Raw genomic sequence first — 12,337 nt, 5'->3', positions numbered from 1 at the left:
GGGTTTGGGGCGTTTTGTCCATGCGGCGGACATGGACAAGCCCGCTTCGGGAGAGCAAACAACGCAAAGACATCGCCATAAGCGAAAGAACGCGTAGTTTGTTCGACTATAAGGCCGCCTTTAATAGCTCGGTGGAGCAGGTTCGCAGCGAAGGACGCTATCGCGTCTTCGCCGATCTGAAGCGCGTGCGCGGTCAGTTTCCGCAGGCCGTGCGTCGCCGCGAGGATGGCTCCGAACAGGACGTCGTCATCTGGTGCTCCAACGACTATCTCGGCATGGGCCAGCACCCCGTCGTGCTGGACGCCATGCATAGTGAGATCGATGCGGTAGGCGCCGGCGCGGGCGGAACGCGCAACATCTCCGGTACGACCCGCTCCGCCGTGGATCTCGAAGCCGAGCTGGCCCACTGGCACCAGAAGGAAGCAGCCCTGCTGTTCACCTCGGGCTATGTCGGCAACGAGGCGACGCTGTCGACCCTGCAGAAGATCCTTCCGGGCCTGATCACCTTCTCCGATTCGCTGAACCATGCCTCGATGATCGCCGGCATCCGCCACGGCGGCGGCGAGCGTCACGTCTTCATGCACAACGATCTGGCGCATCTGGAGGCCCTGCTGGCGGCGGCGCCGGCCGATGCGCCCAAGCTGATCGCGTTCGAGAGCGTCTATTCGATGGACGGCGACATCGCCGATCTGGCTGGCACTATTGCGCTCGCCAAGAAATACGGCGCCCTGACCTATCTGGACGAGGTCCATGCGGTCGGCCTGTATGGTGAAACCGGCGCGGGCGTCGCCGAGCGCGACGGCGTGCTGGACCAGATCGACATCATCGAATGCACACTGGGCAAGGCGATCGGCGTGATGGGTGGCTATATCGCCGCCGACGCCATGATCATCGATGCGGTGCGCAGCTGGGCCTCGGGCTTCATCTTCACCACCTCGCTGCCGCCGGCCCTGACCGCCGGCGCCTTGGCCTCGGTGCGTCACTTGAAAGCCCACCCCGAACTGCGCGTCCAGCATCAGGAACGCGCCGCGACGCTGAAGGCCCGCTTCGCCGCCGCCGGCATTCCCGTGATGGAAAGCGAGAGCCATATCGTGCCGGTGCACGTCGGCGATCCTGTCCACTGCAAGATGATCTCGGACATGCTGCTGGACGAGTACGGCGTCTATGTTCAGCCGATCAACTATCCGACCGTGCCCAAGGGGACCGAGCGCCTGCGCTTCACGCCCTCGCCGAACCACACCGACGCCATGATGGATCATCTGGTCCAGGCGATGGACAAGCTGTTCGCCCACTGTAACGTGGCGCGCCGACCCGTCGCCGCATGACGACGGACGACGGCCTCGGAGAGGTCATCGTCGAATTCACCCGCAACGGCCCCTACCTCAAATGCGCGGCCATCCACGTTGCGACGGGCCGGGAGGTCAGCGCCATGGGGCCGGTCAATGAGCCGAAGTCCGTCGAACGGGTGGCGATCGCCAAGTTGAGGCGGGCTCTGGGCAAAGGCTGACCACTAGATGTTGTGGTCGTGCGCGGCTGGGGATAGATAGGCCAGCTTCTGATTTCCGGGGATTCCAGCGTGACGGCCTTCACCCACGACGCCTATTTCACCAAGACGCTCGCTGACGCCGATCCTGATGTCTTCAAGGGCATTCAGGGCGAGCTGGGCCGTCAGCGCGAACAGATCGAGCTGATCGCGTCCGAGAATATCGTGTCTCAGGCGGTTCTGGACGCACAGGGTTCGGTCCTGACCAACAAATACGCCGAAGGCTATCCCGGTCGTCGCTATTACGGCGGCTGCGAGTTCGTCGACGTGACCGAGGATCTGGCGCGGGAGCGGGCCAAGCAACTGTTCGGCGCGGCCTTCGCCAACGTCCAGCCCCACTCGGGCGCCCAGGCGAACCAGGCGGTCTTCTTCACCCTGCTGCAGCCCGGCGACACCTTCCTGGGCATGGATCTCGCCTGCGGCGGACACCTGACGCACGGTTCGCCGGCGAACCAGTCGGGCAAGTGGTTCCGCCCTGTGACCTACAAGGTGCGCGAAGACACCCATCTGATCGACTATGACCACGTCGCCGAAATGGCAGAGCGCGAGAAGCCCAAGCTGATCCTGGCCGGCGCCTCGGCCTACAGCCGCCACATCGACTTCAAGCGCTTCCGAGAAATCGCCGACAGCGTCGGCGCCTATCTGATGGTGGACATGGCCCACTATGCGGGCCTGATCGCTGGCGGCGCCTATCCGGATCCGATCCCGCACGCCCACGTCGTCACCACGACCACGCACAAGACCCTGCGTGGTCCGCGCGGCGGCATGATCCTCTCGAACGACGTTGATCTGGGCAAGAAGATCAACTCCGCCGTCTTCCCCGGCCTGCAAGGCGGCCCGCTGGAACACGTCATCGCCGCCAAGGCCGTGGCCTTCGGCGAGGCGCTGAAGCCCGAGTTCAAGGGCTATGCGCAACAGGTAGTCAAAAACGCCCAGGCTCTGTCCGGCGTCCTGATCGAGCGCGGCCTGGCCATCGTCTCGGGCGGCACCGACAGCCACCTGGCGCTGGTCGACCTGCGGCCCAAGGGCGTGACCGGCAAGGCGACCGAGCATGAGCTCGAAAAGGCGCTGATGACCTGCAACAAGAACGGCGTGCCGTTCGACACCGCCCCCTTCACCGTCACCTCCGGCGTGCGATTAGGCACCCCGGCCGGCACCACGCGCGGCTTCGGCGAGGAAGAGTTCAAGCAGATCGGTCACTGGATCGCCGATGTCGTCTCGTCGATGAACGGCGGCGACGAAGCCGATCCGGCCGTGGTCGCAGGCGTCGCGGCCCAGGTGCGAGAGTTGACGCACCGCTTCCCGATCTACGGATAAGCTCCTGATGAAGTGCCCTTTTTGCGGTCATCAGGATACTCAGGTGAAGGACAGCCGGCCGTCGGACGACGGCTCGGCCATTCGACGCCGCCGGTCCTGCCCGAACTGCAACGGGCGCTTCACGACGTTCGAGCGTGTGCAACTGCGTGAGTTGGTCATCCTGAAACGTAATGGACGGCGCACGCCCTTCGATCGCGACAAGCTGGAACGCTCGCTGGGCGTGGCCCTGCGCAAACGCCCGGTTCAGGCCGATCAGGTCGAGCAGATGGTCAACCGGATCGTCCGCCAGCTGGAAAGCCTGGGCGAGACCGAAATCCCGTCCAGCACGGTCGGCGACTTCATCATGAAGGCGCTGAAGGGCGTGGATGAGGTGGCCTATGTCCGCTACGCCTCGGTCTACAAGGATTTCCGCCACACCGGCGACTTCGCCAAATTTCTGGGCGACGAAGGGTTCGACGAACCGTCCGGCAAGGCCTGATGCGGGTCACGCTGAAACTGGCGACCTCCTTGGACGGGCGGATCGCCACGGCATCGGGTGAAAGCCAGTGGATCACCGGCGAGGCGGCGCGGCTGGAGGGTCACCGCCTGCGCGCGAGGCATGACGCCATTCTGGTCGGTGTCGAGACGGTTCTGCACGACGATCCCGAACTGACCGCCCGCCTTCCGGGCCGCAGCGTGGATCAGCCGCTTCGGGTCGTGCTGGACAGCCGCCTGCGCACGCCGCAGACGGCGAAGGTCGCCAGCGAAAACACCCTGATCCTGACCGCTGCGGAGCCGCGCGCGATCGGCGCCGCCAAGGTCGTGCAGGTCGCCGCCGAAGACGGTCGTCCGACCATCCCTGCCGTGCTGAAAGCCTTGGAAGCCGCCGGTGCAACCTCGCTTCTGATCGAAGGCGGGGGCCAGGTCGCGGCCTCTTTCCTGCGCGCTAACGCCGTCGATGCGCTGGAATGGTTTCGCGCCCCGATCCTGCTGGGCGGGGAGGGGCGGCCCTGCGTCGCCGCACTGGCTCTTGCAAAGCTGGCCGACGCCCCCAAGTTCCGTCGCCTGGGCGTCGAGCCCGTCGGGGACGATCTGTGGGAACGCTACGCCCGTCTCTGACGCCGTCCAATTAGACGATTAGACGAATTAGACGGTATTTTTCTCCCAAGGGGTCCAGAGTCCAAATGTTCACCGGCATCGTCACCGACATCGGCCGCGTCCGCGAGGTCCGCGAGACCGATCGCGACCGCCGTTACGAGATCGAGACCGCGTGGAACACCGACGGCATCGACCTGGGCGCCTCCATCAGCCACGCGGGCTGCTGCCTGACGGTGACCGAAAAGGGCGCCGGATGGTTCGCCGTCGAAGTGTCGAACGAGACCCTGTCCAAGACCACTCTGGGCGCCTGGAAGACAGGCGACGGCGTCAATCTGGAGCGGGCCGCCAAGCTGGGCGACGAGATGGGCGGCCATGTCGTGTCCGGCCACGTCGATGGTCTTGGGCGGGTGGTTTCGATCACGCCCGAAGGCGGATCGCACCGGATCGAGGTCGAGGCTCCCGCGCCTCTGCATCGCTATATCGCCGCCAAGGGGTCGATCACCGTGGACGGCGTGTCCTTGACCGTAAACGCCGTCGAGGGTCAGGTCTTCTCGCTGAACATCATCCCGCACACCTGGGACGTGACGACCTTGGGGCGTTTGAAAGTGGGCGATCCGGTCAATCTGGAGATCGACATGCTGGCGCGATACCTCGCGCGGTGGCAGGAGACCGCGTGATGCAAGCCCAGGCCGCGAACATGAACGACAGCCCCATCAGTCCCATCGAGGACATTCTGGAAGACGCCCGCAACGGCCGTCCCTACATTCTGGTGGACGCCGAGGATCGCGAGAACGAAGGGGACATCATCATCCCCGCCCAGTTCGCGACGCCGGACCAGATCAACTTCATGATCCGCCAGGCGCGCGGCCTGGTGTGCCTGGCCCTGACCGCCGAGCGCGCGCAGCAACTGCGCCTGCCGCCGATGGCCGCCGACAACCGCGAGAGCATGAAGACCGCCTTCACCGTCTCGATCGAGGCCAAGGACGGTGTCACGACGGGCATTTCCGCCGCCGACCGCTCGCGCACCATTCATGTGGCGACCGACGCGGCAAAGGGCATGGACGACATCGTCTCGCCGGGACACATCTTCCCGCTGGTCGCGCGCGACGGCGGCGTGCTGGTCCGCGCTGGCCACACCGAGGCAGCGGTGGACATCAGCCGCATGGCCGGCCTGACGCCCGCGGGGGTGATCTGCGAGATCATCAAGGACGACGGCGAGATGGCGCGGATGCCCGATCTGGTCGCCTTCGCCCAGTTGCATGGGCTGAAGATCGGCACCATCGCCGACCTGATCGCCTATCGCCGCCGCACCGAACGCTTCGTCGAGCGGATCATGGATACGCCGTTCGAAAGCGTTCACGGCGGCCCGTTCCGTCTGATGCTGTACAAGAACACCATCGAGGGCGCCGAGCATGTGGCCTTGGTCAAGGGGCGCATCGATCCGGCCAAACCGACCCTGGTGCGAATGCACCAGGTGGACTTCGCCTGCGACCTCTTGGGCCACGTCGAGGCGCGCCAGGACTATGTGCCCAGCGCCCTGAAACAGATCACTGACCATGATTGTCCCGGCGTCGTCGTCTTCCTGCGCGATCCGTCGCTGACCTCGCTGGCCGAACGGCTGGCGGGCGCGGACAAGCCAGCGGCGATGGATCGATCGTTGCGCGCCTATGGCGTGGGGGCTCAGATCCTGCTGGACCTGGGCGTCAGGGATATGATCGTGATGAGTTCGACGCGACCCGAACCGACGGCGCTGGAAGGCTACGGCCTGCGCATCGTCGGCTGGCGCGACATGGATGGAGAAACCAAGGCGTGACCGAAGCCCCCCGTATTTTGATCGTTGAGGCGCGCTTCTACGACGATCTGGCCGACGCCCTGTTGGAAGGGGCCAAGGAGACGCTGAAGGCGCGCGGCGCCGACTTCGACGTCATCACCGTGCCCGGCGCGCTGGAAGTGCCGCCGGCCATCGCCCTGGCCGAGGAGGCCGGCCGCTTTCCGACCGCACCGCGCTATGACGGCTATGTCGCTCTGGGCACGGTCATCCGTGGCGAGACTTACCATTTCGAGATCGTCTCCGATCAGTCGGCGGCCGGCATCATGGCGCTGGGCGTCAAGGGCGTCATCATCGGCAACGGCATCCTGACGACCGAAGACGAAGACCAGGCCTGGTATCGGGCCCGTCTTTCGGAAGGGGATAAAGGCGGCGGCGCCGCCAAGGCGTGCCTGGACCTCATTGCATTGAAGAAGCGGTTGCGTCATGGCGTCGGCGCATGACTGAACCGAACAGCGTCAAAGCCGTCCTCGAACAACTCGCCGAAGCCGAAAAGCAGCGCGCCGAGCCCAATCTAAGCTCCAAACAGCGTCGCGCCCGCACCGTGTCGCGTCTCGCCGCCGTCCAGGCCCTGTATCAGATGGAACTGGCGGGCGAGGGAGTGGAGACGGTGATCACCGAATTCTCCAACTTCCGCTTCGACACGGACATTGAGGGCGAAGCCCTGGCCGAGGCCGACGAAGCCTATTTCGCCGACATCGTGCGCGGCGTGATCGAAAGCCAGCGCGACATCGACGCGGCCATCAAGGCCCGCCTGGCCTCCAACTGGAAGCTGGAGCGGATCGACGCCACCCTGCGCGCCTTGCTGCGTTCGGGCGCGTGGGAGTTGATCAAGCATCCCGAGACGCCGCGCGAGGTCGTGATCGACGAATATGTCGAACTGGCCAAGGCCTTCTTCGACGACGCCGAGGCCCGCTTCGTCAACGCGGCGCTGGACGGCGTGGCGAAAGACACCCGCAAATAATGCCGGCGCTCGACGTCGCGGGCGAGTTCGAGACGATCGAGCGGCTGTTCAAGCCCCTGGCCCATCCCGAGTGGGGCAGGGGGCTGGCCGACGATGTGGCGGCGCTGCCGTCACGGCCCGGCTATGACCTCGTCCTGACCAAGGACGCCATCGTCGAGGGCGTGCATTTCCTGCCCAACGATCCGCTGGACACGGTCGCCAGGAAGCTGCTGCGGGTCAATCTGTCGGACCTCGCCGCCAAAGGCGCTGAGCCATTCGGCTATCTTCTGGCCTGCTTCTGGTCCGAGCGCTGCGGCTGGCCCGAGCGCGAGGCGTTTGCGGCCGGGCTGGCCGAGGATCAGGCGCGGTTCGGCGTTCACCTGTTGGGCGGGGACACGGTCAGGACGCCCGGCCCGCTGTCCCTCTCTCTGACGGCCCTTGGGTGGACGCCGACGGGCAAGACCGTTTCTCGCGCCGGGGCGCAGGTCGGCGACCTCGTCTTCGTCACCGGCGTCATCGGGGACGGGCTTCTGGGGCTCAAGGCGGCGCAAGGACAGCTGGCTCTGGCTCCAGAGCGGATGGATGCCTTGGTCAGCCACTATCGGATGCCGACGCCACGGACCGACTTCGCCGACATCGTGCGCGAGTTCGCCACCGCATCCGTCGACGTGTCGGACGGCCTGGCCGCCGACCTGGCCCACATCGCGCAGGCGAGCAGGGTCGGCGTGGCGCTCAATCTGAACGTCCTGCCCCTGTCCGCGGCGGCTCAGGCCTGGTTCGACGACCGGGTCGATCCGCAGCTGTCTTTGGAAGACCTCGCCAGCGGCGGCGACGACTATGAGATCGCCTTCACCGCCCATCCGCGCCACGAAGACTCCCTGCGGCGCGAGGCCGAGCGCCGGCTGATTCGCCTGACCCGCGTCGGCGAGGTCACCAATGGTCAGGGCCTGACGGTCCTTTACGATGGTCAGCCCGTGCCGATGGCCAGAAACGGCTGGACCCACGGCTGAGGCGGCAAGGGAATCCTAACGCCCGTCCGGCAGGATGTCGTCATGGACCGTAGAACCCTGATCGCCGCCGGAACCGCCGCCCTGACCGGCGCCGCCGCCAGTCGCGCTTCCGCCTCCGGCAGCGAAACGGAGTCTGCGCCTGCGGCCCTGAGCATCGCGGGCCTCGGCCTGCCCGTCATCGAGGGCGGGCGTTTGCGGAACTACGTTTTCGTCGCCCTCAGGCTCGAACTCGGCGGCGGCAAGACCGTCGAGCAGATGAAGCCCAAGGAGGCCTTCTTCCGCGACGCCGTCGTCCGCGCCGCGCACAAGACCCCCTTCACCGTGCCCGGCGACTGGACACGGCTGGACGAGCGGGCCCTGTCTGCCTCGCTGGTTGCGGCGTCTGCGGCGATCTCGGGTCGCGGCTCCGTCCGGCGCGTCGAGGTCGTCAGCCAGTCGCCGCGTCGCCGAACGGGCATGCAGACCGCCCGCTGAACGGCCTGACCGACCGCTGTTGCGTCACTCCGCCTGCCATGACAGGCTCCCGTTGCAAATCCCAAAGAACGCACTGACGCGTTCGCCGCGTGCGGGGGGACCGGAAGGCGGACAGAGGCGATAACGCCCGACCGCGCCAAGGCCTGCGCGCCTGTTTGCAAGGGCATGGAAACGCCAATGACGAACTCACTTACGCTGGTCTTCGCGGCCGGTGTGCTGGCGGTGCTGTATGGCGCCGCACAGACCGCCGTGCTGATGAAGGCGAGCACCGGCAACGACAAGATGCGAGAGATCGCCGCCGCGATCCAGGAAGGCGCCTCGGCCTATCTGAAGCGGCAATATCTGACCATCGGCATCGTCGGGATCGTGATCCTGATCGCCGCCTATTTCCTGATCGGCGCTTACGCCGCCATCGGCTTCCTGATCGGCGCCGTCCTGTCTGGCGCGGCCGGCTACGCCGGGATGCTGATCTCGGTGCGGGCCAATGTGCGCACGGCTCAGGCGGCGTCCGAAAGCCTGTCCAAAGGGTTGAACCTGGCGTTCCGCTCGGGCGCCATCACGGGCATGTTCGTGGCAGGCGGCGCTCTGATCGGGGTGTCAGGCTACTACATCGTGCTGACCCAGCATCTGGGATTGGCTTCGACGGGCCGCGAAGTGATCGATGGGCTGGTGGCGCTGGGCTTCGGCGCCTCGCTGATCTCGATCTTCGCGCGCCTGGGCGGCGGCATTTTCACCAAGGGCGCCGACGTGGGCGGCGACATGGTGGGCAAGGTCGAGGCGGGCATTCCCGAGGACGATCCTCGTAACGCCGCGACCATCGCCGACAATGTGGGCGACAATGTCGGCGACTGCGCCGGCATGGCGGCCGACCTTTTCGAGACCTATGCCGTGACGACCGTTGCGACCATGGTGCTGGCCGCGATCTTCTTCAGGGGCCAGCCCTATGTGGATCTGATGATGGTGCTGCCGCTGGCGATCTGCGCGGTGTGCATCGTGACCTCCATCGTCGGCAGCTTCTTTGTGCGGTTGGGCAAGTCCAACAACATCATGGGCGCGCTCTATCAGGGGCTGATCGTCACCGGCGTCCTGTCCATCGGTGCGGTCTGGTGGGTGATAGACCAGATGGTGACGGGGCCGATCGTGACGGCCAGCGGTCTGGAAATCCAGCCGATGGCGCTGTTCTGGTCCGGCATGGTTGGATTGGCGGTGACGGCGGCGATCGTGGTCGTGACCGAATACTATACCGGATCCGGCTTCCGCCCGGTGCGATCGGTCGCCAACGCCTCGGTGTCCGGGCACGGCACCAATGTCATTCAAGGCCTGGCCGTCTCGCTTGAGGCGACGGCGCTGCCGGCGCTGACGATCATCGTCGGCATCGTGGCGAGCTTCCAGTTGGCCGGCCTGTTCGGCATCGCCATCGCCACCACCACCATGCTCGGTGTGGCGGGAATGATCGTGGCGCTGGACGCCTTCGGACCCGTGACCGACAACGCCGGCGGCATCGCCGAGATGGCGGGCCTGCCCAGCGACGTGCGGCATTCGACGGATGCCCTGGACGCCGTGGGCAACACCACCAAGGCGGTGACCAAGGGCTATGCCATCGGTTCGGCGGGTCTGGGGGCGCTGGTCCTGTTCGCCGCCTATACGTCGGACCTGCAGTATTTCTCGGCCAACCCGGCGGACTACCCCTTCTTTGCGGGCATGGGGGAGATCGCCTTCGATCTGACCAACCCTTACGTCGTCGTTGGCCTGCTGTTCGGAGGGCTGCTGCCCTTCCTGTTCGGCGGGATGTCGATGATGGCGGTGGGACGGGCGGCCGAGTCCGTCGTTGCGGAAGTGCGGCGCCAGTTCCGCGAGAACCCCGGCATCATGACCTATCAGGTGAAGCCGGAATACGGCCGGGCCGTCGACATCCTGACCAAGGCGGCGATCCGAGAGATGATCGTGCCGTCGCTGTTGCCGGTGCTGTCGCCCATCGTCCTGTTCGTGGCGGTGCTGGCGATTTCGGACAAGGCCAACGCCTTTGCGGCCCTGGGCGCCATGCTGATGGGGGTGATCGTGACCGGCCTGTTCGTCGCCATCTCCATGACGTCGGGCGGCGGCGCCTGGGACAACGCCAAGAAGGTGATCGAGGAAGGCTTCACCGACAAGAACGGTGTCGTCCACGGCAAGGGCTCCGAAGCCCACAAGGCAGCCGTGACCGGCGACACGGTCGGCGATCCCTACAAGGATACGTCTGGTCCGGCGGTGAACCCGATGATCAAGATCACCAACATCGTCGCCCTGCTGCTGCTGGCGGTGCTGGCGAGCGGCAACATCGGCTAGGTCGTCAGACTGCGGATACGAAAACGCCCCGGAGAGCGATCTCCGGGGCGTCTTTGTTTGGGAGGAGAAGGTGGCCTTAGTCGGGGCGGCGCTGGCCGGGTAGGTCTTCTTCGGTGCGAGGCAGTTGGCCGCGCCCGACGTTGCCGAGCAGTTGTTCAAGCACCGTCAGCTCGCGGCCGCGCGTCGGCGTCTCGTTACGGTTCATGGCGATCTGCTCGCCGTCCGTCAGGCCTAGGGTGCGGACGGACGCTACTTGGTCGCCTTCGGGCGCGAAGGTGATCTCGGTCACCGTGCGGGTAGACACCTTGGGCAGGTTGTAGGTGTATTTCTCGGTCGTCTGGCTGATGTAGTACCAGACCTGATCAGGCTCGAAGGTCGAGGTGGTCGAGGGCGAACCCAGCTTGGCCAGGACCGTTTCCTTGGTGTCGGTGCCGGCGACCACGTCCTGGGGCTTGGCGTCGATGGCCTGGAAGCCGTTGGAGCCGATGGTCGGAGCACAGGCGGCCGACAGGCCGGCCAGCGAAACGGCGACGAAAAGCGGGACGAAACGGGACATGGTCGGGCGCCTGCGAGAGAACAAGGTCTTTGACCTAGACGGACCTGCGTCCTAGTTCAACGGCGCGGCGGAAAAGGGGCCGTTGAAACCCATGCTGAAAAACCTGTTCAAACCCCGGTCCGGCGTCCGTCTTGGCGACGATCTCTACGCCAAGGCCGTCAGCCAGGCCCGCAATCCGGCCTTCTACACGCGACTGGCGGTCGATGACCGGATCGACGCGCGATTCGAACTCTACACGCTGCATGTGCTGTTGCTGGTGCTGCGGCTGCGCGATGAGAACACGGCTCAGGGCCAGGATGCGGCTCAGGCGGTGTTCGACGTCTATGTCTCGGCGCTGGATCACGTCTTGCGAGAGGAGGGCGTGGGCGACGTCGCCGTCGGCAAGAAGATGCGCAAGCTGGGCGAAGCCCTCTACGGCCGGATGAACGCCTATGAGCAGTCCCTGCGCGCCGGCGATGCGGCGGCTTTGGCGGAGGCGATGGCGAAGAATGTCTATGCAGACCCGCAAGCGCCCCATGCGGACACATTGGCGCGCTATGCGCTGACGACACGCGCGGCCTTGGCGGCGCAGGATTTCAACAAGGTGCTGGCGACGCCGGCCTGGACGGAAGTTTGAAAGAGATGAGCGTGACGCTCCCCTACAGCGAAACGGTGCGGGTCAATCAGATCGGCGCGGGCTTAAGCCGCCGGCTGGAACCGGATGCAGACACTCGCATGCGAATCGCCCGCAGTCTCGATCTTCAGGGGCTGGACGATTTCGCTGTCGATCTGGAGATCAAGCCGACGCCGTCGACCAGCGAATGGACGATGAAGGGCAGGGTGACCGCACACGCGGTGCAGACCTGCGGCCTGACGCTGGAGCCCTTGCCAGTCGATGTGGATCGCCGGTTCTCCATTCAGCTTGTCGAAGCCAAGCCCGAGGAAACCGACGAGATCGAAGTCACGTTGGATGAAGAAGACGCCGATGTGATCGAGGACGGCAAGATCGACCTGGGCCAGTATGCGGTCGAGCAGTTGGTGCTCTCGCTTGATCCGTTCCCGCGCAAGCCCGGCGCAGAGTTCGTGCAACCTGAGGAGCCGACGGAGATTTCGCCGTTTGCAGCCCTGAAGGCGCTTAAGGCCAAAGACGACCAAGGCTGAGGTTGACGTAAGGGCCGGGTGGTTGCATCCCCCGGCGTCGGCGCTATCGTCCAGCGCATCCTGCCAAGCGTCGCGCGACAAGACGACGCGGCCATAAGAGGTCCATTTGCCAGCCCCAGTTACG

15 protein-coding genes are annotated in these 12,337 nt (G+C 65.6%); 14 read left to right on the top strand and 1 reads right to left on the bottom strand.

The window, feature by feature from the left end:
* The first annotated feature begins 98 nt into the window (after window positions 1-98).
* The 12 genes from hemA to HNP47_RS03185 all read left to right on the top strand — a co-directional run bounded on the left by hemA (window position 99) and on the right by HNP47_RS03185 (window position 10,517).
* A complete protein-coding gene (gene hemA, locus HNP47_RS03240) occupies window positions 99-1,325 on the top strand; it encodes a 5-aminolevulinate synthase (protein WP_017503921.1) in 1,227 nt (408 codons plus the stop codon).
* The gene (locus tag HNP47_RS03235; RefSeq protein ID WP_184278314.1) at window positions 1,322-1,507 is read left to right on the top strand and encodes a DUF6898 family protein; all 186 of its coding nucleotides are present in this window, start codon (window positions 1,322-1,324) and stop codon (window positions 1,505-1,507) included. Before hemA ends, HNP47_RS03235 begins: the two co-directional genes overlap by 4 nt.
* A gap of 69 nt (window positions 1,508-1,576) precedes the next feature.
* Window positions 1,577-2,860, top strand: a complete 1,284-nt coding sequence (gene glyA, locus HNP47_RS03230; RefSeq protein ID WP_174085132.1) for a serine hydroxymethyltransferase — start codon at window positions 1,577-1,579, stop codon at window positions 2,858-2,860.
* A gap of 7 nt (window positions 2,861-2,867) precedes the next feature.
* Window positions 2,868-3,338: a transcriptional regulator NrdR gene (nrdR, locus tag HNP47_RS03225; RefSeq protein WP_039245113.1), complete on the top strand. Its 471-nt coding sequence runs from the start codon at window positions 2,868-2,870 to the stop codon at window positions 3,336-3,338.
* Complete coding sequence (locus HNP47_RS03220; protein WP_184278313.1) at window positions 3,338-3,958, top strand: RibD family protein; 621 nt, start codon at window positions 3,338-3,340, stop codon at window positions 3,956-3,958. Before nrdR ends, HNP47_RS03220 begins: the two co-directional genes overlap by 1 nt.
* Before the next feature lie 65 nt (window positions 3,959-4,023).
* Window positions 4,024-4,614, top strand: a complete 591-nt coding sequence (locus tag HNP47_RS03215; RefSeq protein ID WP_184278312.1) for a riboflavin synthase — start codon at window positions 4,024-4,026, stop codon at window positions 4,612-4,614.
* Window positions 4,614-5,750: a 3,4-dihydroxy-2-butanone-4-phosphate synthase gene (gene ribB / locus HNP47_RS03210; RefSeq protein ID WP_184278311.1), complete on the top strand. Its 1,137-nt coding sequence runs from the start codon at window positions 4,614-4,616 to the stop codon at window positions 5,748-5,750. Before HNP47_RS03215 ends, ribB begins: the two co-directional genes overlap by 1 nt.
* Window positions 5,747-6,208: a 6,7-dimethyl-8-ribityllumazine synthase gene (gene ribH / locus HNP47_RS03205; RefSeq protein WP_017503913.1), complete on the top strand. Its 462-nt coding sequence runs from the start codon at window positions 5,747-5,749 to the stop codon at window positions 6,206-6,208. The genes ribB and ribH overlap by 4 nt, the downstream gene beginning before the upstream one ends.
* The gene (gene nusB, locus HNP47_RS03200; protein WP_066627734.1) at window positions 6,205-6,729 is read left to right on the top strand and encodes a transcription antitermination factor NusB; all 525 of its coding nucleotides are present in this window, start codon (window positions 6,205-6,207) and stop codon (window positions 6,727-6,729) included. Before ribH ends, nusB begins: the two co-directional genes overlap by 4 nt.
* Window positions 6,729-7,718 carry a thiamine-phosphate kinase gene (gene thiL, locus HNP47_RS03195; protein WP_184278310.1) on the top strand — a complete coding sequence of 330 codons (990 nt, stop codon included), beginning with the start codon at window positions 6,729-6,731 and terminating at the stop codon, window positions 7,716-7,718. Before nusB ends, thiL begins: the two co-directional genes overlap by 1 nt.
* A gap of 42 nt (window positions 7,719-7,760) precedes the next feature.
* Window positions 7,761-8,192: a hypothetical protein gene (locus HNP47_RS03190; protein ID WP_184278309.1), complete on the top strand. Its 432-nt coding sequence runs from the start codon at window positions 7,761-7,763 to the stop codon at window positions 8,190-8,192.
* 177 nt (window positions 8,193-8,369) lie between these two features.
* Window positions 8,370-10,517: a sodium-translocating pyrophosphatase gene (locus HNP47_RS03185; RefSeq protein WP_184278308.1), complete on the top strand. Its 2,148-nt coding sequence runs from the start codon at window positions 8,370-8,372 to the stop codon at window positions 10,515-10,517.
* Window positions 10,518-10,593: 76 nt separating this feature from the next.
* On the opposite strand, the gene HNP47_RS03180 is transcribed toward HNP47_RS03185, so the two are convergent.
* Entirely contained in the window at window positions 10,594-11,073 is a 480-nt protein-coding gene (locus HNP47_RS03180; protein WP_184278307.1) for an outer membrane protein assembly factor BamE, read from the bottom strand.
* A 91-nt stretch (window positions 11,074-11,164) separates the two neighbouring features.
* Here HNP47_RS03180 and HNP47_RS03175 point away from each other — a divergent pair, with 91 nt between their 5' ends.
* Window positions 11,165-11,689 carry a ubiquinol-cytochrome C chaperone family protein gene (locus HNP47_RS03175; protein WP_184278306.1) on the top strand — a complete coding sequence of 175 codons (525 nt, stop codon included), beginning with the start codon at window positions 11,165-11,167 and terminating at the stop codon, window positions 11,687-11,689.
* 5 nt (window positions 11,690-11,694) lie between these two features.
* Complete coding sequence (locus tag HNP47_RS03170) at window positions 11,695-12,213, top strand: DUF177 domain-containing protein (RefSeq protein WP_184278305.1); 519 nt, start codon at window positions 11,695-11,697, stop codon at window positions 12,211-12,213.
* Window positions 12,214-12,337: the final 124 nt, after the last annotated feature.

The organism is Brevundimonas vesicularis, assembly GCF_014204545.1.
Lineage (GTDB): Bacteria > Pseudomonadota > Alphaproteobacteria > Caulobacterales > Caulobacteraceae > Brevundimonas > Brevundimonas vesicularis_B.
The sequence above is the reverse complement of the archived record's forward strand: the minus strand, read 5'-3'. Positions and strand labels throughout refer to the sequence as shown.